The sequence below is a fragment of the Marinovum sp. genome, from assembly GCF_034669705.1.
GTDB lineage: Bacteria > Pseudomonadota > Alphaproteobacteria > Rhodobacterales > Rhodobacteraceae > Marinovum.
In genome coordinates this window covers 64,680-83,289 of record NZ_JAXMOR010000011.1, presented here as the reverse complement: position 1 = coordinate 83,289, position 18,610 = coordinate 64,680, and the positions used below count along the sequence as shown (strand labels likewise).

Here is an 18,610-nt window from a genome sequence, read left to right as displayed (position 1 = left end):
CCTGCTGCCGATGTGTAGCAATGCGGCGGGCAAGACAAAAGCGGCGAAAGGCGGAAGCGATGACATGTGGCTGCGGGATCGACTGGGACGATGCCTTCGCGAACCCTCCCTACATCGCCGGCGCGGCGGACTATCCCGCTCGCTGGGCGCAACAGGCGGCGCGGTTCCGCGCGGCCCATGCCGACGCAGCGTCGGAGATGACGGCCGGGCGCGCCTTCGACCTGTTTCGGCCGCAGGGCGGGGCGCGGGGCCTCGTGGTGTTTGTCCATGGCGGCTTCTGGCGCGCGTTCGGCAGGTCCGACTGGTCGCATCTGGCCGCCGGTGGGCTGGCGCGCGGCTATGCGGTGGCACTGCCGGGCTATACGCTGGCGCCCAAGGCCCGCCTGCCCGAGATGACGGCACAGATCGCCGCCGCGCTCACCGCAGCGGCCACAGAGGTGGCGGGGCCGATACATCTCGCCGGCCACTCCGCCGGTGGACACCTGGTGACCCGGATGCTCTGCGCCGACGTGGCGCTTGCACCGGCGGTGCGGGCGCGGCTGGCGCGGGTGGTCTCGATCAGCGGGCTGCATGACCTGCGGCCGCTGCGCCTGACGCAGCTCAACGATGTGCTGCAGCTGACCGAAAAGAGCGCGCTGGCCGAGAGCGTGGCGCTGCAGCGCCCGCGCGATCCGGTGCCGGTCACCGCCTGGGTCGGCGGGGCCGAGCGGCCGGAGTTCCTGCGCCAGTCCGCCCTTCTGGCCGAGGCCTGGGGTTCTCAGGCAAGCTTGGTCGTCGAGCCCGGAAGGCACCATTTCGACGTGATCGACGGGCTGAGAGACCCTGACAGCCCCTTGATGACCACGCTGCTGGGCTAGCTCTCGGGGTCGCGCAGGCGCGAGCCTACCGGCGGCGCGCGGCGCTTGTCCTTCTTCAGCTCCATCACGTAACCGATGATCGCCGCGACCGCCTCCCAGTGCTCGACCGGGATCTCGCGGTCGATCTCGGCGACGTCATGCAGGGCGCGGGCGAGGGGGCGGTTCTCGATCACCGGGATCTCTGCCTCGGCGGCCAGGCTGCGAATCCGCGCGGCGACGAGGTCGGTGCCCTTGGCCAGGCAGATCGGCGCCACGTCGCGGCCGCTTTCGTATTTCAGCGCCACGGCGTAATGCGTCGGGTTGGTGAGGATCACCGTGGCGCGTGGCACTGCGGTGGCCAGCCGCTGGCGCGCGCGTTCGCGGCGCAGCCCCATACGCTTGGCGCGGATCAGCGGGTCGCCTTCGGTGTCCTTGTGCTCGTCGCGCAGCTCCTTCATCGACATCCGCTGCTTGCGCCGGTGATCGAACCGCTTCCACAGGATGTCGGCGATGGCGATCACGGTGATCAGCACCAGCGTATAGAGCAGCATCCGCGCCGCCGCCGCGCGGGCGAAATCGGCCAGCGCCTCGGGCAGCAGCCCCTGCGCCATCCAGATCTGCCCCACCGCCTGCCAGGTGACCACCCCGGCGATGGCGCCGACCAGCATCACCTTGGTGACGCTCTTGCCAAATTCCACCATTGCCCCGGCCGAAACCAGCCGCTTGATCCCGGCCAAGGGCGAGATCTTGGACCATTTCGGCTTGAGCCGCTCGAGCGCCACCACCACCTCGCCCGACAGCGCTGCCCCGGCCAGAGCGCCCAGTACCATCAGCAGCACCAGCGGCGCCAGCAGCAGCGCCACGCCGCGCATCAGTTCGCGGGTGACGCCGCCCAGATCGCGCAGGCCGGCAAGATCGGTGCCGACATCGATCTGCCCGGCGGTCTCGTACACCCCGCGCAACAGGCCCGAGAGTGGCCCGGCGGTGTTTGGCAGCACGAAGACGGTGATCGCAAAGAGCGACAGCATCGCCATCGCGGTGCCGCCTTCCCTGGAGGAGGCGACGTCGCCCTTGTCGCGCGCCTTGCGCATCTTGCGCTCTGACGGCTCCTCGGTCTTGTTGTCCTTGTCTTCGTCGTCGGCCATCGATCAGACCTCCCTCAGAACACCAGCAGGCCGAGCCAGTCGGCAAAGCGTTCAGCCCATTCGCGCAGCATCAGAGGCGCCGCAACCCCCAAGAGCAGCAGGCCGGCGGCGATCAGCATCGGCGCGGCGACAAAGAACACCGGCAGCGTCGGCATCATCCGCGCCGCCAGCCCCATCCCGAGGTTGATCAACAGCCCCATCACAAAGAACGGCGCCGCCACCGACAGCCCGATGTAGAAGCTCTGCGCCACCGCGCGGACGATCTGCTGCGCCAGATCGCCGGCCATCATCAACCCGGGCGGAAACACCTCGTAGCTCATCACCAGCGCGCCGATGATGACGTGATGCAGGTCGAGCGCAAAAATCACCGCCACCCCGGCCAGCATCAGCCCGGTCGAGATCAGCGTCGAGCCCTGGAACGAGCCGATGTCGGGCGAGAAGGCGTTCGACAGGCCGATGATCATGCCGATCTGAAAGCCGGCGAACTGCAGCGCGCCCAGCAGGATGCGGGCGGTCATGCCGATCCAGACGCCCAGCGTCAGCTCGATCCCCAGCGCGGCCACCAGCAGGGCCGGCGCGTCAAGGCTTTGCGGCCCGACCGGCAGCGAGGGGTAGAGCGCCAGCGACAGCAGCAGGGCAAAGGCCACCCGGTGACGGACCGGAACGAAGGCCTCGCCCAGAGCAGGCATGTACATCATCACCCCGCCGATGCGGGCAAAGACCAGCGCGACCCCCATGAACTGACCGGTCAGGAAGGCCGAGAGATCCACCCTATTGCCCGATGGTCGCGACCGTGCGCAGCGACGCCTTGCGGTGGATTTCATTGTGCGACAGCACCACCGTCATCGGGCTGACCCGTTCGAGCATCGAGCGGGCATAGCTGCGCACCTCCGGCGAGACCAGAAGCGCCGGCCATTGGTCCTGCTCGGCGTATTTCTGGATTTCGCGGCGGGCCTGCAGCACGAATTCCTGCACCCGTTGCGGCGACATGACGAAATTGCGCTCTTCGCCGTTGACCCGCAGCGCCTCGAGAAATTCCTTTTCCCAATGGGGCGCCATGGTGATGACCGAGATGAAGCCGTTGCTATCGATCAGCGACTTGCAGATCTGGTTGGCCAGCCGGCGGCGCACCGCCTCGGTGATCTGCGCCACGTTCGAGGTCGAGCGCCGCGCATCGGCAATCGCCTCGACGATCAGCGGCAGGTTGCGGATCGAGACCCGCTCGGCCAGGAGCCCCTGAAGCACCTGCTGGATCAGCACCAGCGGCGCGTTGGGCGTCACTTCGTTGGCGAGCTTCTGGTAGTCGCGGTCAAGCCCGCCCACCAGTTCCTGCGCGGCGCCAAAGGTCATCAACTCTGGCAAGTGTTCCTTCACCACCTCGGTGAGATGGGTGATGATGACGCTTTCGGGGTCGACCACCGTCAGCCCCATCGCCTCGGCCTTCGGCGCGGTGGCATGGTCGATCCAGAGCGCCTGCAACCCGAAGGACGGGTCGCGGCCCGGCTCGCCCGGCAGGCCGCAGTCGCCGGGGTTGACCACCATCAGCCCGTTGGGCCGCACCTCGCCGCGCGCCACCTCGACGCCCTGCACCACCAGCGCATAGGTCTGCGCCGGCAGCATCGGCTCGTCCTTGATCCGCACCGAGGGCAACACGAAGCCGAACTCGCGGGCAAACAGGTTGCGCAGGCTCTTGATCTTGCCGGCCAGCGCCGCGTCATTGCTCGAGATCAGCGGCACCAGCGATTGTCCCAGCTCGAGCCGCAGGCTGTCGAGCCTCAGGGTGTCCTTGATGTTGTCCTCGGGCGTGGCGGCCTCGGCGCGTTCGCGTGCGGCATCGGCGGCGTCGGCACTGCGGCGGGCCTCTTCGGCCTTGCGCGCGATGGTCAGCCCCAGCGCCGCCATTCCGGCCGAGAGCACCGCAAAGACCGGCACCGGAAAGCCCGGCAGCAGTCCGATGCCGAAGAGCAGCGCGGCCGCCATGTAGAGCGCCTTGGGGAAGCGCACCAGCTGGCCCAGAACCGCCTCGTTGGCCGCGCCCTCGGTGCCGCCCTTGGTGACGATCAACCCGGCCGCGAGCGAGACGATCAGCGCCGGCACCTGCGTGACCAGCCCGTCGCCGATGGTCAGCACGGTATAGGCGCCGGCGGCGTCGGAGAGCGAGAGGTCGTGCTGCGCCACGCCGATCAGGATGCCGCCGACCACATTGATCAGGGTGATGATGATCCCGGCCACGGCATCGCCGCGGACGAATTTTGACGCACCATCCATCGCGCCATAGAAGCTGGTCTCGTCCTCCAGCACCTTGCGGCGCGCTCGGGCCTGATCCTCGTCGATCATGCCGGCCCCGAGATCGGCGTCGATCGCCATCTGCTTGCCCGGCATCGAGTCGAGCGAGAACCGCGCCGAAACTTCGGCAATCCGGGTCGAGCCCTTGGTGATGACCACGAAGTTGATCACCACGAGGATCGCAAAGACCACCACCCCGATGACGAAGTTGCCGGAGATGATGAATCGCGAGAAGCCCTCGATCACCCCGCCTGCCGCGTCGCTGCCGGTATGGCCCTGCGACAGGATCAGCCGGGTCGAGGCGACGTTGAGCGACAGCCGCAGCATCGTCACCATCAGAAGCAGCGAGGGGAAGGAGTTGAAATCCAGCGGCCGTGGGATCCACAGCGCCACCATCAGGATCAGCACCGAGAGCGACAGCGAGATCGCGAGCCCCAGATCGAGCAGCACCGGCGGCAGCGGCACGAAGAGCATGGCGAGGATCAGCACCACCGCGGCGGCAAAGCCGATGTCGCGATTGGCCATGCCGCGCGCCATCATCGCCTCGCCGCGACCGGGCCGGAGGTGATCGGTCAGCGCCATCAGAACATCTTCTCGAAGGCGGGCAGCACGGCCTGCAGGGGCTCGCGGCCGAACAGGCTGCGGCCGCCATCGGCGGTTTCGGCGTTGCGCGACAGATCGGACGACCAGAACAGCCCCTTGGCCGCGGGCGTCCCGCGCGTCTGGGCCGGAATGACGGCGGCCCCGCGGGACGGCCCGCGCGAGGCGAGGTCGCGGAACACCTCGAGCCGGTCGTTGGCAATCGCCAGGTTCTGGCGCAGCCGGCCGATATAGGCGGTCTTGTAGCTCTCGGTCGTCGAGTGATAGCGCCCGGCGGCCTCGGTCCAGTCGCCGGCCTGTTCGTAGAGCCGGACCAGCAGGCGGGCGGCGTAATCGACGTTCTGCGCCGGGTCGAGTGCCTGGTCGAGGCTGGCAAAGGCCTCGGGATGCCAGCGCAGGTTGATCTGCATGCAGCCCACATCGATCGAGATCACCCCGGCGGCCTGGCGCGCCCGCACCCAGCTGGCGGCGGTGCCGGGGCTGTCAAAGAACCGCCCGTCGCCATCGGCATTGGCCACCCAGGGCCAGACTGTCAGCTCGCCCTGATGCATCATGCCGGCCTCCTGCAACCCGATGCCGAGCAGCAGGTTGCCGGGGATGTTGTGTCGCAGCTGCGCCTTGAGGATCTCGCGGATGCAGACGCCCGCGGGCGCCGGCCGGCGGGCCTCGGGCTGCAGCGGGGCAGGGGCCGCGGTGGTGGTGGGCGTGTAAAAGCTCGACCAGTCGGCGCGTGCCACCGGGGCGGCGCAGAGCAGGGCAAGCAGCAGGGCCGTAATCCGGCGCATCAGATGCCTCCGCTGACGATCAGGTCAAAGGCCCGGTCCGACAGCCGCTTGACCATGGCATACATGAACGGGGTAAAGATCAGCAGGCCGACGAAGATCGCCACGATCTTGGGCACGAAGGTCAGCGTCATTTCCTGCACCTGGGTCAGCGCCTGGAAGAAGGCGATGACCAGACCGACCACCAGCGCGATCGCCATGATCGGGCCCGAGCCATAGAGCACGGCCAGAAAGGCGTCTGAGAGCAGGGTGTGGACATCGGCCTCGGTCATGGCGCGCGGCGATCAGACGGGCATGTTCAGGATTTGCTTGTAGGCTTCGACCAGCTTGTCGCGGACCGAGACCGCCATCTGCACCGTCGTTTCCAGCTCGAGCGTCGCCTCGACCACCGCCTGGGTGTCGGTGCCGCCGTGCAGGCCGGAGACCGCCGCTGCCTCGGCTTCGCGGATCGCAGTGACCGTGTCGCGGCCCGATTGCGCCAGCATCTCGGCAAAGCCGGTGCCCTCGGTCGCACCGGTGCTTTCGCCCGCCATGTCACGGGCATTGCGATAGGCGCCGGAGGCGGCGTTGATGGAGGTCAGTGTCGTGGGGTCTGCCATGAGGGCCTCGCCTTATTTGAGAAGGTCGAGAAGCTGCGACCGCATGCTGCGGCCGGTCTCGAACATGTTGAGGTTGGCCTGATAGCTGCGCGACGCCTCGCGCATGTTGGCCATTTCGATAATGGTATTGACGTTCGACACCTTGACGAACCCGTCGGTATCGGCCGCCGGATGCGCGGGATCGTAGCGGAGCTGGAATTCGGTGGTGTCGCGGCCGATCTCGGCCACGGCGACACCAGAGGTGCCGGCGTCGCGGTCGAGCATCTCCTGAAAGGTGATGGTCTTGCGGCGGTAGGGGTCCGCGCCCGGCGCGGCGCCGGTGGAATTGGCATTGGCGACGTTTTCCGAGACGACCTTGAGCCGCTCGCCCTGGGCCTGCATGCCGCTGGCCGCGACCGTCAGGATGGATTTCAGAAGGTCCATGGCGGGTCTCCTACCGGATGCCGGTGACGGCGACGGTCAGAAGATCGTGGCCTTTGCGATACAGTTCCGCGGCCAGGCGATAGTTGCCCGCCACTTCAGCCGACTTGATGGTCTGCTGCTCGAGCACGACATTGTTGCCGTCGAGCGCGCTTTCCCAGGCGGCGTCGTCAGTCTCGACCCGGACGCCGTCGGGGGTGCTGGCGGTGGTCCGGATGTGCTGCGCATCGGTCACCGCCAGCCCCTGGGTCGGGGTGCGGGCCTGCACCATCCGGTCGAACCCACTGATTTCCTTGGCGCGATAATTCGGCGTGTCGGCATTGGCGATGTTCTCCGAGATCACCGCCTGCCGCGCGCCGAGCCAGCTCATCCGCTGAGAGGCGAGTTGAAAAAAGGACATTCCGGACAGCTTCATCAACAATTCCTTTCCCTTTGAACAAGAATAGCATTAATAAAAGCGTAATAGCAATGGATAGTGACCATGCATACATCATTTTCAGAGCTTTCTAGCCTTGCGCGCCGCATCGAGAGGACAAGCGTCGCCGGTCAGGTGACCTCGGCGCTCGGGCTGTCTCTGGTGGTGACCGGGCTGGAGCGGGCGGTGGGCATTGGCGCGCATTGCACGGTGCAGGGCAGCGGCGGCCCGGTGCTGGCCGAGGTGGTGGGCGTCGATGCCGAGGGCACGCGGCTCTTGCCCTTCGGCAACTGGGACGGGGTGCGCAGCGGCGATCCGGTCAAGGTGACCCAGGCCGCGACCGAGATCCGCCCCGATGCCGCTTGGCTGGGCCGGGTGGTGGATGCGCTGGGTCGGCCGCTCGACAACCGCGGCCACCTGCCCGAGGGCGACACGCCGCGCCCGGTACGCGCCGGCCCGCCGCCGGCCTTCGACCGCCGCCGGGTGGGGCCGCGGCTGTCGACCAAGCTCAAGGTGATGGATGCCTTCACGCCGCTTTGTCAGGGCCAGCGAATGGGGGTCTTTGCCGGATCCGGCGTCGGCAAATCCACCCTGATGGCGATGCTGGCCCGCCACGCCCAGCCCGAGGTGATCGTGGTCGGCCTGGTCGGCGAGCGCGGCCGGGAGGTGCAGGATTTCATCCGCGACGATCTGGGCGAAGAGGGACTGGCGCGCTCGGTCGTGGTGGTCTCGACCGGCGACCAGCCGCCGCTGATGCGCCGACAGGCGGCCTGGACCGCCACCGCCGTCGCCGAGCATTTCCGCGATCAAGGCAAGCAGGTGCTGCTGCTGCTCGACAGCGTGACCCGCTTCGCCATGGCACAGCGCGAGATCGGGCTGGCGGGGGGCGAGCCGCCCACCTCGAAGGGCTATCCCCCGACCACATTCGCCGAACTACCGCGGCTGATGGAACGCACCGGGCCGGGCAGCGGCGGGGCCGGGGACATCACCGCGCTCTATACCGTGCTGATGGATGGCGACGACATGGACGACCCGGTGGCCGACGCGGTGCGCGGCATCCTTGATGGGCATATCATCCTCGACCGGCGCATTGCCGAACGGGGTCGGTTTCCGGCGGTCGATATCCTGCGCTCGCTGTCGCGGATGCTGCCGGAGTGCCACACGGCAGAGGAATACGCGCTCTACCGTGCCGCGCGTCAGGCGGCGGCGCGGCATTCCGACATGGAAGAGCTGATCCGCATCGGCGCCTATCGCACGGGCAGCGATGCCGAGGTCGACGCCGCGATCCGCCTCTCCGGCCCGCTCGAGGCGCTGCTTGGCCAAGGCAAGGGCGAGACCCTGACACCGGAAGAGACCTTTGCCGCCCTGCGCGGCTGTCTCGAAACCGCGGGCATCGAGGTGCCGGCCTAAGTCAGGGGTCGCGGGTCCAGCGCTGCAGGGTCTGAAGGTCCTGCGCGGCGGCGGCGCGGCGGGCGGCCTCCTTGCGCTGGCGGCGCAGGGTGGACAGCCTCAGGATCTCAAAGGTCTTCTGCTCGGACAGCGCCGCGCGCAGCTTTTCCTCGGCCGCGGCGAGATCGGGGGTCAGCCTGGCGGTCTCGCGGCCGTTGCGCTCCAGCTCGGCGCGGATCGAGGCGATGAAGCGGCCAAGATAGGGTGCGCCCTCGAGCCCGTCGATATGCGACTCGCCGAAAAGCCGGGCCAGCAGCGCCGCGCGCTCCTGCTCTAGCGTGTCGAACCGGGCCCGCAAGGCCCCGACGACGCCCGCCTGTTCGCGGGTCTCGAGCTCCTTGACCCGCTCCATCACCGAAAGCGACCGCAGCCGCTTAGTGGTCATCGGCCTCGGGCTCTGTGGATTCGGCGGGCACGGGCTCGCCGCCCAGCCGTTCGCGGATCTTCAGCAGCATCTCGATCGGATAGCCGGTGCCGGTGGGCGGCAGCGCCTTGAACACCCCGGCCACCGCGGCCGAGCTGAACGCCGGCTCGTCGGCTTGGCCCGAGCCGGCCGTGGGCGCGGCGGCCAACACAGGCGTGGTACTCGCAAGGGAAAGGCCGATGAGCAGGGCGCGGATCATGCCGCCGGCAACTCCTTCTGCGCCGCCTCGACCTCGTAGAAATCGGGCTGCATCCGCGAGGGAATGCTGCCGCGGCCGATCTCGATGCAGATGTTGGGCGGATGGTTCGAGACCATGGCAACAAAGATGTCGCGGATCACGAGGTAGAGCGCACCGTCCTCTTCCTCGATCTGCTTGAGCCGCCCGGCCACCGGCTGCACCATGCAATAGGCCAGGAACACCCCCAGGAAGGTCCCGACCAGCGCGCCGCCAATCATCTTGCCGAGGATTTCCGGCGGCTGGTCGATCGAGGACATGGTCTTGATCACGCCGAGAACCGCCGCGACGATGCCGATCGCCGGCAGCCCGTCGGCGACCTGCTGGACCGCATGGACAGAGGCCAGCGATTCATGGTGATGCTTGCGGATCTTGCGGTTGATCACATCCTCGGTGGCATAGCGGTCGTCGAACTGCATCGACAGCATGCGGAAACTGTCGCGGATCAGGTCGACGGCGAAGTGATCGGCCATGATGCGTGGATAGCGCGAGAAGATGTCGCTGCTCTTGGGGTCCTCGATGTGGCTGTCGAGCGCGAGGATGCCCTTGGCCTTGTAGGTCCGGGTCAGCTCGTACATCAGCTGCAGCAGGTCGTTGTAATCCTTGGCCTTCCAGCGCGGCCCCTTGATCACCTTGAGAATGCCGCCGGCCGAGCTCTTGATCACCGTGACGCTGTTGGCGATCACGAAGGCGCCGATCGCCGCGCCGCCGATCATCATGCCCTCGAACGGCAGGGCATAGAGCACGATGTCCATCTTGCCGCCGGACAACATGAAGCCGCCAAAGACCAGTCCGAAGACAAGAGCAAGCCCGAGTATGAAGGTCATGAGGGATGTCTCTGCTTTTGGTTATTGTTGCGCGAGGTGGCCTGATTGCCTCCAAATCATAAGTATAATTGACTTTCATTCAAGTATAAATAAGGATAGTTTGCAGTTGTGAAGAACAATTCCTGGAGTCGCGACATGGCGTCCGGCAAGCTCGCCTACTTCTTCGAAGCCCACGACCTCGTCCATGTCTTTGCTGACTGGCCCGAGGAGATCGGGCTTGTGCTCTGTCTGGAAGAGGCCGGGAATTGCGAGTTGCTGCTCTATCATCTCAGCGAACGCGGCCGGATGCCGGCCAAGGCGGCGGCGGTTCTGGATTGCGCGCGCTCGGAGCTCGAGGTGGTGCCCGAGGTCGAGGGCTATCCGACGCGGCGGGTGCTGTTCACCGACGAACAGAAGCTGATGGCGCTGATCCTTGACGAGGACGACCTGGCCGAACTGGCACAGGATTACCTGATCAACCACCGCTATGAGGCCTCTCGCAAGCAAGAGGACGCGCGCAAGCGCCAGGCGCCCACCCCCGAGCCGGAACCGAAACCCCAGCCGCGGGCGAGCGCGTTCTCGGATGTCTTTCGCTGGAAGCCGCGGCTGCATCTGTCAGAGTCGCTGCCGAGCTCAATGCTCAAGCCGACCCTGCCGGAAGGCTTTGTCGCGCTGGACGAAACCGCCGAATGCGATTTCGCCGAGGGCATCCTCGAGGTCAACCCCAACGGTGTCCGGCTCTCGATCGCGCCCGAAGAGGTCAGCATTCACACCCCGGTGCGCCGTGCCCGCCAGATCGGCTTTCGTGACGACTTTTCTTGCTTTGTGCTGCCGCGCTATGTCGCGGCCGGCTGGGAGCCCGGCAAATCGCTGGTCATCGACATGCCGGAAGAGCATTTTCCGAGAGCCCTGCGCGCCCGGTATGCACAAGGCCCGCGCCAGACACAGGTGACGATCACCGCCCAGGGCGTGTTCATCTCACCCGGCGCGCTGGTGCCCACACCAGAGCCCGAGGCCGCAGCCCCGGTGCGCCGTCGCCGGCTGTTTTCGCCGGTGCGCTCGGCGCTGATCGCCATGGTCTGCCTCGGTCTCGTGGCCGGTGCCATGCTGCGCGAAGACGGGCCGCTGTCACTGCCGTTCCTCGAACTGCAATGGGGCCGGCTGATGGCGCCTGAGGAGCCGGGCGAGACCCGGCTGGCCCTGCGCTGACACGGTCAGTCGCGATCCGGATCATCGAGGATATAGCCGCGGCCGCGGACGGAACGCACCTGCATCCCCGCGTCGGACCGATGCTCGAGCTTTTGCCGGATCCGGGCGATATGAACGTCGATGCGGCGGTCGCCATAGGACCAGTCGGCGTCGCCCAGAACCTGCGCCAGCGCGGCGCGCTCGACGATCTGGCCGGCATGACGGCTCATGTACTCGAAAATGCGCTCCTCGACCGGGGTCAGCCCGAGCTGCACCAGCCGCGCCGATTTGCGATTGCCGCGCTGCGCCCCCTGCAACCGCAGCGACAACCGGGCGCGCAGCTCTCCGGGGTCGTGATCGGCGCGCAAGGCGTCGTCGGCACCGGCGGCAAAGGCGGCAATCGCGCCCTGCGAGCGGTTGGCATGATCGATCGCCAGGATCACCGCATCGCCGGCCTGTCGCCGCGCGGCGGCAATCAGGGTCAGCATCGCCTCGTCAGGCACCTGACGCGCCGAAAGCCCGACGATCAGCGCACTCAGCGGCGCGCCCTCCGTCAGCGTCTCGCGCATCTCGGACGGTCGGGCCCGGCGCAGCACCCGCGGCAAGCCGCAGTCCTGCAGCACGCCGGCCCAGGTGTTGCGCAGTCCGGTGTCGCGCTCGACCACCGCGGCAAAGGATCCCCTGTTCTTCATGTGCCGGGCCAACCCCTGCCTTTAACCTGTAAAATAAATGGAGGTTTGTTCAAATTCTCGCGAATTTTCAACTCCGATTAACCTTGGCTGCCTATCTATCTTTCAGATGACATGAAGAAACCAGAAGAAAGACACGATTGAGGCATGCAAGTTCATCGCGTTGCCGACCGGCGTACTATCTAAACCGTCGCCTGTCGGACCGGTCAAGCCCTTGAGAGAATAGTGAATATTCCTGGGCTGCGGCGCTCTTTTCCGGATCTGTCCCGGAGAGAGCCTGGGCCGGACGCAAGAATTTGCAAGATTAACATCAGGTTTCGCGTAGAGTAACGCGACTGTTCCGGAAGAGGCTTGTAGGGCGGCCCCGGACAGGGTTCGCACCGGTCCCGCCGGTGTGGATCGCGAGCTAGGAGAAGACAATGAACAGCCAGGCCATGAAAGAGGAAACCGCAGGGCGCATCGTCGCGGCCTATGCCTCCCGGCCAGACGTCGGCCCGGACCAGATCGTGGCGCTCTATCGCCGGCTGGCGGAAGAGTTCTCGCGGCCCGGCGGCAGCGCGCTCCGCGGCACGGCCGCCGCACCGGGAGAGCTGCGCCCGGCGCTGCCCATCGACCAGGCGGTCTCGGAGGACCGGGTGACCTGCCTGTGCTGCGGCCGCAGCTTCAAGATGCTGAAACGCCACCTTGGCGCCGAACACGGCATGACCGAAGCGGCCTATCGCGCTGCCTTCAACCTGCCCGAGGACTTCCCGCTGGTCGCGCCAAGCTATTCGCGCAAGAAGGCCAATCACGCCAAACAGGCGGGGCTCGGCAAGTACGAGCGCTCCGTCGTCACCGACGAAGCCTAGAGCCAGACAATGCCCCAGACCGAACCCACGATCATCGTCCGCCGCACCGAAGAGGGCGAAGAGCACGGCCATCACGGCGGCGGCTGGAAGGTCGCCTATGCGGACTTCATGACCGCGATGATGGCGTTCTTTCTGCTGCTTTGGATCCTCGCCGCCTCTGACGAGGAGAAACTGCGCGGGCTGGCGGATTACTTCTCGCCCAGCCTGTCGCAAAGTGGCGGCCGCGGCGACGGCCTTCTGGCGGGGACCACTGTGGCGGCGGACGGTGTCTTGGGCGGGGCAGACGGGGCCGCGGCGCCGGTGCAGCTGCCGACCTTTGGTCAGGAAAACCCGCTGGCCGTCTTTGACAGCCGATTGCGCGACGACCGCCCGACGCCGGCGGTCGAGGTCGAGACCCAGTCCGACGGCACCGCGCCGCCAGAGGCCGCCGACAGCCCCGATGCGGTCGAGACGGTGCGCGTCCGCGAAGCTTGGGAGGCGGCGCAGGACAAGCTCGAGCAGCAGATCACCGAGGATATCGCCAGCACTGCCGGGCTCGAGATGCTGTCAGAGCATCTGCAGTTCAACCGCCGGGCCGAGGGGCTCGAGATCCAGATCGTCGACCGCACCGGCCTGTCGATGTTCGGCTCGGGCAGCGCGCGCATTCCCGACCGCACCCGTCAGCTTCTCGAGGTGGTGGCCGGGGCTCTGGCGGATCTGCCCAACGAGATCACCATCGCCGGCCATACCGACTCGCGCCGCTACCAGGGTGGCACCTATTCCAACTGGGAGCTGTCGGCCGACCGCGCCAATGCCACCCGGCGGGCGCTGGTGGAAAATGGCGTCAACCAGCTGCGCATCACCGGGATCTCTGGTCTGGCCGATACCGTTCCGCTTGACGGTGTCAGCGCCGATGCGCCCGAGAACCGCCGCATCAGCATCATGGTGCTGCAGTCCAAAGAGCGCCCGGTTCCAGAGACGGATTCGATTCCCTGACAGCCGTAGAACCCTGTGGAAAACTTCGCCGATACCTTGGGTCAGCACCGCTATATAGCGGGAGGGCAGGTGTTTTCCCGCAAAATATAGGGGCGATCGGAGGTTTTGTAACGAAATCTCAGAGGGTGTTTATGCTTTGCGGGCGGTCGGAACAGCCGGCGAACATCCGCCGAACCCTCAAGCCAGTATAGATCATGTAGGGCCTGCCGCATCTAGAGTCTGCCCTCGCAGAACCGTCTAAATATGGTAGGGCCTTAACACTTGAATCCTTTCAGCAACGTTAAGTGGCACGTACTGATTGCAGGACGGAGATTGAGCTGAACTAAAAAAGAGAAGCGGACTGAGAATGCTCGGACAACATGTGCTGGACCTCATCTGGGAAAAAAGCGTCGCGATGCCTGACGCCGACCTGTCCGACCGCTTCCTGTCGCTGTTCTCGCGCATCCTGCCGGTCCGCACCGCGCCGCTGATGGCGGGCGGGGCCTGCGATGCGCCACTGGCGATGTCCGACAACCTCGAAGTGGCCGCCGGCCTGCCGCTTGGCGACGTGCTGGTCGAGGAATTGCCGCTCGATCTGACCTATGACACACTGGTCGTCTTTCTGCCGGGCAGCCAGCGCAGTCTCGGCTGCCTGCTGGGCGGCGCCGTGGCGGAAACCCTGATCCTCGCGCTGGCGATGGGCGACGTGCCGGTCGAACGCGAGACCGAAGCGCTGCACGTGCTGGCACAGGCGGCGATGCGCCGGGCGGCAGAGCTCAAGGCCACCGGCGCGGTGCTCGACATGGGCGGCTTCCGGCTTGGCATGGCGCAGGCGCTGGGGCGGCACTGGATGGTCGACGCGGCGCTCACCACGCAGCCCGATTTCCTCGGCAACCCGGCGATGATCGCGCATCTCACCCGGCTCGACCCCGGCTTTTCCGAGCCCGACCTCAGCCTTTTTGGCAGCCGTCTGCTCGATGTCGCGTCAGAGCCGGTCTCGCTGGATGAATGGATCAGCCGGACCAACATGATGCTGCGGGCCTGCCTGGGCGCACCGGAGCGCGCTTTCGAGCCGCTTCAGCAGGACATCAGCTCGCGCTTTAACTTTCACTAAAGCTTTAAATTCTTTTTGTTTTCCCAGAAATGTGTTTTCCTATCCTTGCAATCAAGGATAGGGCGACATTCTTCATGATGTCCATGTCGTACCAAGCCGCGATGCGGATGCCGCTGCTCTCGTTCGAGCAGGAGCGCGCCGCGATCGGCGGCTGGCAGGATAAAGGTGACCGCAAGGCGTTGGAGCTCTTGGTCTGTGCGCATGCGCGCCAGGCCTGGGCGCTGGCGGCGCGGTTCACTGACAACCCCACACATCTCGAGGATCTGGCGGCCGAAGGGATGATGGGCCTCCTGCGTGCCGCCGACAGTTTCGACCGCAGCCAGGACGTGCGGTTCTCGACCTATGCCACCTGGTGGGTGCGCAATGCGATTTCCTCGGCGGTGACCCGGATCAAGGCGGTGATCGACGTGCCAGCGCGCAGCTATCATGACGCCCGCGCCGGCCGGCTGCCCGAGCAGGAGCACCATCTGGTCCGCCTGGCGGTGCAGGCGGCGATCGAGATCGACGGCGCGCTCGAGGGGGCGGGAGATGATCCCCGTCGCGCGCTCGTCTGCGACGATCCCGGCCCGGAGGAACATGTCACCCGGCGCGACCACGAGGCGCAGCTGACGCAGTTGCTGGCGCATGCGCTGGTGCAGCTCGACCGCACGGAGATCGAAGTGCTGCGGCGGCGGCACCTTGTGTCCGACCCCGACCCGCATGCCAAGATCGCCGCCGACCTCGGCCTGCCGGTGGCGCGGCTGCGCCAGGTGGAACGCCGGGCGATGATGCGCCTGCGCCGCAACCTGGTGGAGGCAGGCTTTTCGCGCAGCCTGTTGCACGGGTGATGAATATTCTCTCTGCCCTCGTGGGGCTGGCCGGTGCCACCCGGTCCGACCCATTGCATACCGCCACCGCGGATCCGCGCGCCGGCCTGTTTGCCGCCCTGCTCGGGCGGCAGGCCGAGGTGCCGATGGCAGAGCCTGACGCCGGCGCGCCAAGAGAGGACGGCAGAGGCGCCGCGGTGTTGGCCGAGATACAGACGGCTTTGGCCGATCCAGACATGGGCGACGAGGCGCTGGCCGAGACGATCGCGCCGCTGGTGGCCGCCCTGACCGGACAGATGTTGCCTGTGGCCGATGCCGACACCGGCGCGCCGCTTCCGGCCGAGCAGCGCTTGCTGGCGGCGCTGCAGGCGTTGCAGGAGGTGGCTGGCGATGCCCGTCCGCAGCCCGAGGCGGCGCCAGACCGTACACCCATGGCAGTCTCGGAAACGGCCCCCAGAGATGCGCTGGAAACGGCACCCAGTGTGGTTCCGGAGAAGGCTCCCGCAGAGGCGCTGAGCACAGCACCCAGCGGTGTGCCGACAACGGTCCACAGCGGTGCGCCGAAACCGGCGCCCAGTGGGGTACCGGAGAAAGCTCCCGCGGTCGTACTGGGCGCGACACCCCGCGCTGTGCCGGAAACGGTACCCAGCGCTGTGCCGGAAACGGCATCCCGCGGCGCGTCGGAAAAGGCACCCGGTGCAGAGTCGGAGAAGGCTCCCGCGGTTACGCTGAGCGCGGCACCCAGCACCGTGCTGGAAACGGCACCCGGTGTGGTACCGGAGAAGGCTCCCGCGGTGGCGATGAGCGCGGCACCCAGCGCAGGTCTGGAGGCGGTCCCTCGCAATGTGCCGGAGAAGACACCCGCCGCAGCCCTGAACCCGGCAGCCGAGGCGCCCAACGAGGGTGCCGCCGAGGTCCGGACCGAGCTGTCGCGTCTGGTGTCGGTGCTGACCGCCCGCGAGGGCGAGGCCAGACGCCCCATGGCCGGCTCGTCGATGCCGCGCGGTGATCTGGAAGCCGGACCGGTACGCGCGGGCGCAGAGGCCGTGACGCGGCTTGGCCCGCCGACAGAGGCACCGGCGGGTGCCTCGGCAGAAACCGGCCCTGACCTGCGACCGGAGACCCCAGCGGTGCGCGCAGCCCCGCCGGCAGGAGAGGCACGCGCGCCGATCCCCTATGCGACAGAGCCGCCGGCGGCACCGCAAACCCAGCCTCTCGCGCCAGTCGCGGCCACCGCGGCCGCCAGCCCGACACCGGCCCCGCGCGCGGCGCCCTTGCCGGACAGCGGCCAGATTCTCACCCAGCTGCGCGCCCATGTCAGCGAGACCGGCACCATCCGCGTGGCATTGCGTCCCGAGGGGCTCGGCCGGGTCGAGATCAGCCTGACGCCCGGCGACGATGGCCAGCTCAGCGTGACCGTCCGGGCCGACCAGACCTCGGTGCTGGGCAGCCTGCGGGCCGATCGCGAGGGTCTTCTGACGCTGCTGCGCGAGGCCGGCCACCAGATCGACACCCGCAGTCTCAGCTTCGGCGATCTGGGCGACCAGCGTGGCGGCGACGGCGCGCAGCAGGGCGCCGGGCAGGGCGGGCGGCCGGGCACACAGAGCATGACATGGACCGGCCCGGGCGAGCCCGCCGCCGATGCGACAGAAACCCCGACCCGCGTCGCGGCACCCTCCGGTGCCGTCGACATCACGGTCTGAACAGGACGGCACAATGGCAATCGACCCCTACGGCGTCTCCAGCTCCACCTTGCCCCCCGCCAGCAATTCCGGCAATGCGCTGAGCCAGCTGGGCGAGGATTACCAAAGCTTCATCACCCTGCTGACCGCGCAGATCCAGAACCAGGACCCGCTCGAGCCGATGGACAGCACCGCCTTCGTGTCGCAACTGGCGACGCTGACCCAGGTCGAGCAGGCGGTGGCGCAGAATGCCAATCTCGAGGCCATCGCGGCACAGATTTCCAGCCTGTCGGCGATTTCAGGGCTGAACCTGATCGGCCACAGCGTGGTGGCGCCGACCTCTGAAGTGGCGCTGAACAACGGCGAGGCGACCCTCGGCTATCGGCTGGGCAACGAGGCGCAGCTGGTGACGATGGATGTGACAGATGCCAACGGTACCATCCTGCGCACCTTCTACGGGCTGCCCGGCAGCACCGGGAGCCTGCACGAGGTGGTCTGGGATGGGCTTGACGACAATGGCCAGCCGTTGCCGGACGGGCCCTATTCGATGCAGCTCACCGCGCTCGATCTGGATGGCAATACGGTGACCTCTCAGAGCTATGCGCTCTCGCAGGTCACCGGGCTGACCTATGACCAGGGGTTGGCGGTGCTGCAGCTCGACACCGGCGAGGCGGTGCTCGCCGGCTTGATCGAGGAAGTCCGCTAGCTGCGCGGCACCTCGGCCTGAAGCAGCGACAGAAGCAGCACCTGGGCCACGTCCTCGCCAAAACCCTGGCGCAGGTCAGAGACCAGCGATTCCGAGAGCTGCGGGCTGTCGACGGCGCCGCCGGTCAGGCTCAGCCCTTCGGCCGCCTTGTGCATCGAGGCCAGCACCGCGTCGCGCAGCCGAGAGGCATTCTCGACCTCGCTGTATTTCATCGCCGCCTCGGTGTCGCGCATCTCGATGCCGATCTCCGAGACCACATAGGTGACGCTGTGGGCGCGATAGACCGGCACGCTCATCCGTCCCAGGCGCACGACGTTGGAATCGCTGCGCTCGTTCTTGGCCTGCACCTCGGCCTCAGGGGCCGGTTCGGTGCTGCTGACCTTGGCGAGCTTGGCCGCCTCGGCCTCTTCCTCGTTGGCCAGGCGGTCAAGCACCAGCGCCGCGGCGGTGGGTGTCGGGGCGGGCGCTGCGGCAGACGTGGCCCGCGGCGCAACGGCGGCGGGCAGCACCTGGCCGCCGGCAAAGCCGGCCGCGGCAAAGGCGAGCGGCATGGCGACAAAGGCGATTGCGGTCTTCTGCATGTCCTGATTCCGATCTGGTTCGTTCGGAATCGGTTATCGCCCTGC

22 protein-coding genes are annotated in these 18,610 nt (G+C 67.2%); 9 read left to right on the top strand and 13 right to left on the bottom strand.

Features of this window, described 5'->3' with window-relative positions:
• The first annotated feature begins 59 nt into the window (after positions 1 to 59).
• Positions 60 to 857 carry an alpha/beta hydrolase gene (locus VOI27_RS10155; RefSeq protein WP_323765224.1) on the top strand — a complete coding sequence of 266 codons (798 nt, stop codon included), beginning with the start codon at positions 60 to 62 and terminating at the stop codon, positions 855 to 857.
• On the opposite strand, the gene VOI27_RS10150 is transcribed toward VOI27_RS10155, so the two are convergent.
• From VOI27_RS10150 to VOI27_RS10115, 8 genes are read right to left on the bottom strand one after another with little or no spacing between them, the layout of a single operon-like run.
• Entirely contained in the window at positions 854 to 1,981 is a 1,128-nt protein-coding gene (locus tag VOI27_RS10150; RefSeq protein ID WP_323765223.1) for a flagellar type III secretion system protein FlhB, read from the bottom strand. The genes VOI27_RS10155 and VOI27_RS10150 overlap by 4 nt on opposite strands.
• Before the next feature lie 14 nt (positions 1,982 to 1,995).
• Positions 1,996 to 2,751: a flagellar biosynthetic protein FliR gene (locus tag VOI27_RS10145; RefSeq protein WP_323765222.1), complete on the bottom strand. Its 756-nt coding sequence runs from the start codon at positions 2,749 to 2,751 to the stop codon at positions 1,996 to 1,998.
• 1 nt (position 2,752) lies between these two features.
• Positions 2,753 to 4,849, bottom strand: coding sequence for a flagellar biosynthesis protein FlhA (gene flhA, locus VOI27_RS10140; protein ID WP_323765221.1), 2,097 nt, complete (start codon positions 4,847 to 4,849; stop codon positions 2,753 to 2,755).
• A complete protein-coding gene (locus VOI27_RS10135) occupies positions 4,849 to 5,652 on the bottom strand; it encodes a lytic transglycosylase domain-containing protein (protein WP_323765220.1) in 804 nt (267 codons plus the stop codon). The genes flhA and VOI27_RS10135 overlap by 1 nt, the downstream gene beginning before the upstream one ends.
• Positions 5,652 to 5,921: a flagellar biosynthetic protein FliQ gene (locus tag VOI27_RS10130; RefSeq protein ID WP_323765219.1), complete on the bottom strand. Its 270-nt coding sequence runs from the start codon at positions 5,919 to 5,921 to the stop codon at positions 5,652 to 5,654. Before VOI27_RS10130 ends, VOI27_RS10135 begins: the two co-directional genes overlap by 1 nt.
• Positions 5,922 to 5,933: 12 nt before the next feature.
• Positions 5,934 to 6,248, bottom strand: coding sequence for a flagellar hook-basal body complex protein FliE (locus VOI27_RS10125; RefSeq protein ID WP_323765218.1), 315 nt, complete (start codon positions 6,246 to 6,248; stop codon positions 5,934 to 5,936).
• Between the two features lie 12 nt (positions 6,249 to 6,260).
• Positions 6,261 to 6,671, bottom strand: coding sequence for a flagellar basal body rod protein FlgC (gene flgC, locus VOI27_RS10120; protein WP_323765217.1), 411 nt, complete (start codon positions 6,669 to 6,671; stop codon positions 6,261 to 6,263).
• Positions 6,672 to 6,681: 10 nt separating this feature from the next.
• Positions 6,682 to 7,068 carry a flagellar basal body rod protein FlgB gene (locus VOI27_RS10115; RefSeq protein ID WP_323765216.1) on the bottom strand — a complete coding sequence of 129 codons (387 nt, stop codon included), beginning with the start codon at positions 7,066 to 7,068 and terminating at the stop codon, positions 6,682 to 6,684.
• Positions 7,069 to 7,149: 81 nt separating this feature from the next.
• Between VOI27_RS10115 and VOI27_RS10110 the strand changes: the two genes are divergently transcribed.
• Positions 7,150 to 8,493: a FliI/YscN family ATPase gene (locus VOI27_RS10110; RefSeq protein WP_323765215.1), complete on the top strand. Its 1,344-nt coding sequence runs from the start codon at positions 7,150 to 7,152 to the stop codon at positions 8,491 to 8,493.
• Position 8,494: 1 nt separating this feature from the next.
• Here VOI27_RS10110 and VOI27_RS10105 read toward each other — a convergent pair whose 3' ends face one another.
• Genes VOI27_RS10105 through motA form a run of 3 tightly spaced genes read right to left on the bottom strand, consistent with a single transcriptional unit; the run spans position 8,495 to position 10,018 of the window.
• Positions 8,495 to 8,917 carry a hypothetical protein gene (locus tag VOI27_RS10105; RefSeq protein WP_323765214.1) on the bottom strand — a complete coding sequence of 141 codons (423 nt, stop codon included), beginning with the start codon at positions 8,915 to 8,917 and terminating at the stop codon, positions 8,495 to 8,497.
• Positions 8,907 to 9,155: a hypothetical protein gene (locus VOI27_RS10100; protein ID WP_323765213.1), complete on the bottom strand. Its 249-nt coding sequence runs from the start codon at positions 9,153 to 9,155 to the stop codon at positions 8,907 to 8,909. The genes VOI27_RS10105 and VOI27_RS10100 overlap by 11 nt, the downstream gene beginning before the upstream one ends.
• Positions 9,152 to 10,018: a flagellar motor stator protein MotA gene (gene motA, locus VOI27_RS10095; protein ID WP_323765212.1), complete on the bottom strand. Its 867-nt coding sequence runs from the start codon at positions 10,016 to 10,018 to the stop codon at positions 9,152 to 9,154. The genes VOI27_RS10100 and motA overlap by 4 nt, the downstream gene beginning before the upstream one ends.
• A 135-nt stretch (positions 10,019 to 10,153) precedes the next feature.
• Between motA and VOI27_RS10090 the strand changes: the two genes are divergently transcribed.
• Positions 10,154 to 11,206 carry a hypothetical protein gene (locus VOI27_RS10090; protein ID WP_323765211.1) on the top strand — a complete coding sequence of 351 codons (1,053 nt, stop codon included), beginning with the start codon at positions 10,154 to 10,156 and terminating at the stop codon, positions 11,204 to 11,206.
• A gap of 5 nt (positions 11,207 to 11,211) precedes the next feature.
• On the opposite strand, the gene VOI27_RS10085 is transcribed toward VOI27_RS10090, so the two are convergent.
• The gene (locus VOI27_RS10085) at positions 11,212 to 11,877 is read right to left on the bottom strand and encodes a helix-turn-helix domain-containing protein (RefSeq protein WP_323765210.1); all 666 of its coding nucleotides are present in this window, start codon (positions 11,875 to 11,877) and stop codon (positions 11,212 to 11,214) included.
• 416 nt (positions 11,878 to 12,293) lie between these two features.
• Between VOI27_RS10085 and VOI27_RS10080 the strand changes: the two genes are divergently transcribed.
• The 6 genes from VOI27_RS10080 (at position 12,294) to VOI27_RS10055 (ending at position 17,984) form a co-directional block, all read left to right on the top strand.
• Positions 12,294 to 12,722: a MucR family transcriptional regulator gene (locus VOI27_RS10080; RefSeq protein WP_323765209.1), complete on the top strand. Its 429-nt coding sequence runs from the start codon at positions 12,294 to 12,296 to the stop codon at positions 12,720 to 12,722.
• 9 nt (positions 12,723 to 12,731) lie between these two features.
• A complete protein-coding gene (locus tag VOI27_RS10075; protein WP_323765208.1) occupies positions 12,732 to 13,697 on the top strand; it encodes a flagellar motor protein MotB in 966 nt (321 codons plus the stop codon).
• Between the two features lie 346 nt (positions 13,698 to 14,043).
• Positions 14,044 to 14,790, top strand: a complete 747-nt coding sequence (locus VOI27_RS10070; protein WP_323765207.1) for a hypothetical protein — start codon at positions 14,044 to 14,046, stop codon at positions 14,788 to 14,790.
• Positions 14,791 to 14,873: 83 nt separating this feature from the next.
• Positions 14,874 to 15,617: a sigma-70 family RNA polymerase sigma factor gene (locus VOI27_RS10065; protein ID WP_323765206.1), complete on the top strand. Its 744-nt coding sequence runs from the start codon at positions 14,874 to 14,876 to the stop codon at positions 15,615 to 15,617.
• Positions 15,617 to 17,299 carry a flagellar hook-length control protein FliK gene (locus tag VOI27_RS10060; RefSeq protein ID WP_323765205.1) on the top strand — a complete coding sequence of 561 codons (1,683 nt, stop codon included), beginning with the start codon at positions 15,617 to 15,619 and terminating at the stop codon, positions 17,297 to 17,299. Before VOI27_RS10065 ends, VOI27_RS10060 begins: the two co-directional genes overlap by 1 nt.
• A 13-nt stretch (positions 17,300 to 17,312) precedes the next feature.
• Entirely contained in the window at positions 17,313 to 17,984 is a 672-nt protein-coding gene (locus VOI27_RS10055) for a flagellar hook assembly protein FlgD (RefSeq protein WP_323765204.1), read from the top strand.
• On the opposite strand, the gene VOI27_RS10050 is transcribed toward VOI27_RS10055, so the two are convergent.
• On the bottom strand, positions 17,981 to 18,565 hold the full coding sequence (locus tag VOI27_RS10050) for a hypothetical protein (protein WP_323765203.1): 585 nt from the start codon (positions 18,563 to 18,565) through the stop codon (positions 17,981 to 17,983). The two genes, VOI27_RS10055 and VOI27_RS10050, sit on opposite strands and share 4 nt — an antisense overlap.
• Between the last annotated feature and the right edge of the window lie 45 nt (positions 18,566 to 18,610).

Bases quoted from the DNA above. Each gene is read 5' to 3' on its own strand.
- VOI27_RS10130 (WP_323765219.1), bottom strand. From the start codon at position 5,921: ATGACCGAGGCCGATGTCCACACCCTGCTCTCAGACGCCTTTCTGGCC.
- VOI27_RS10105 (WP_323765214.1), bottom strand. From the start codon at position 8,917: ATGACCACTAAGCGGCTGCGGTCGCTTTCGGTGATGGAGCGGGTCAAG.
- VOI27_RS10155 (WP_323765224.1), top strand. From the start codon at position 60: ATGACATGTGGCTGCGGGATCGACTGGGACGATGCCTTCGCGAACCCT.
- VOI27_RS10050 (WP_323765203.1), bottom strand. From the start codon at position 18,565: ATGCAGAAGACCGCAATCGCCTTTGTCGCCATGCCGCTCGCCTTTGCC.
- VOI27_RS10075 (WP_323765208.1), top strand. From the start codon at position 12,732: ATGCCCCAGACCGAACCCACGATCATCGTCCGCCGCACCGAAGAGGGC.
- VOI27_RS10135 (WP_323765220.1), bottom strand. From the start codon at position 5,652: ATGCGCCGGATTACGGCCCTGCTGCTTGCCCTGCTCTGCGCCGCCCCG.
- VOI27_RS10060 (WP_323765205.1), top strand. From the start codon at position 15,617: ATGAATATTCTCTCTGCCCTCGTGGGGCTGGCCGGTGCCACCCGGTCC.
- VOI27_RS10100 (WP_323765213.1), bottom strand. From the start codon at position 9,155: ATGATCCGCGCCCTGCTCATCGGCCTTTCCCTTGCGAGTACCACGCCT.
- VOI27_RS10150 (WP_323765223.1), bottom strand. From the start codon at position 1,981: ATGGCCGACGACGAAGACAAGGACAACAAGACCGAGGAGCCGTCAGAG.
- flhA (WP_323765221.1), bottom strand. From the start codon at position 4,849: ATGGCGCTGACCGATCACCTCCGGCCCGGTCGCGGCGAGGCGATGATG.
- flgC (WP_323765217.1), bottom strand. From the start codon at position 6,671: ATGGACCTTCTGAAATCCATCCTGACGGTCGCGGCCAGCGGCATGCAG.
- motA (WP_323765212.1), bottom strand. From the start codon at position 10,018: ATGACCTTCATACTCGGGCTTGCTCTTGTCTTCGGACTGGTCTTTGGC.
- VOI27_RS10085 (WP_323765210.1), bottom strand. From the start codon at position 11,877: ATGAAGAACAGGGGATCCTTTGCCGCGGTGGTCGAGCGCGACACCGGA.
- VOI27_RS10125 (WP_323765218.1), bottom strand. From the start codon at position 6,248: ATGGCAGACCCCACGACACTGACCTCCATCAACGCCGCCTCCGGCGCC.
- VOI27_RS10055 (WP_323765204.1), top strand. From the start codon at position 17,313: ATGGCAATCGACCCCTACGGCGTCTCCAGCTCCACCTTGCCCCCCGCC.
- VOI27_RS10070 (WP_323765207.1), top strand. From the start codon at position 14,044: ATGCTCGGACAACATGTGCTGGACCTCATCTGGGAAAAAAGCGTCGCG.
- VOI27_RS10090 (WP_323765211.1), top strand. From the start codon at position 10,154: ATGGCGTCCGGCAAGCTCGCCTACTTCTTCGAAGCCCACGACCTCGTC.
- VOI27_RS10115 (WP_323765216.1), bottom strand. From the start codon at position 7,068: ATGTCCTTTTTTCAACTCGCCTCTCAGCGGATGAGCTGGCTCGGCGCG.
- VOI27_RS10065 (WP_323765206.1), top strand. From the start codon at position 14,874: ATGTCGTACCAAGCCGCGATGCGGATGCCGCTGCTCTCGTTCGAGCAG.
- VOI27_RS10080 (WP_323765209.1), top strand. From the start codon at position 12,294: ATGAACAGCCAGGCCATGAAAGAGGAAACCGCAGGGCGCATCGTCGCG.
- VOI27_RS10110 (WP_323765215.1), top strand. From the start codon at position 7,150: ATGCATACATCATTTTCAGAGCTTTCTAGCCTTGCGCGCCGCATCGAG.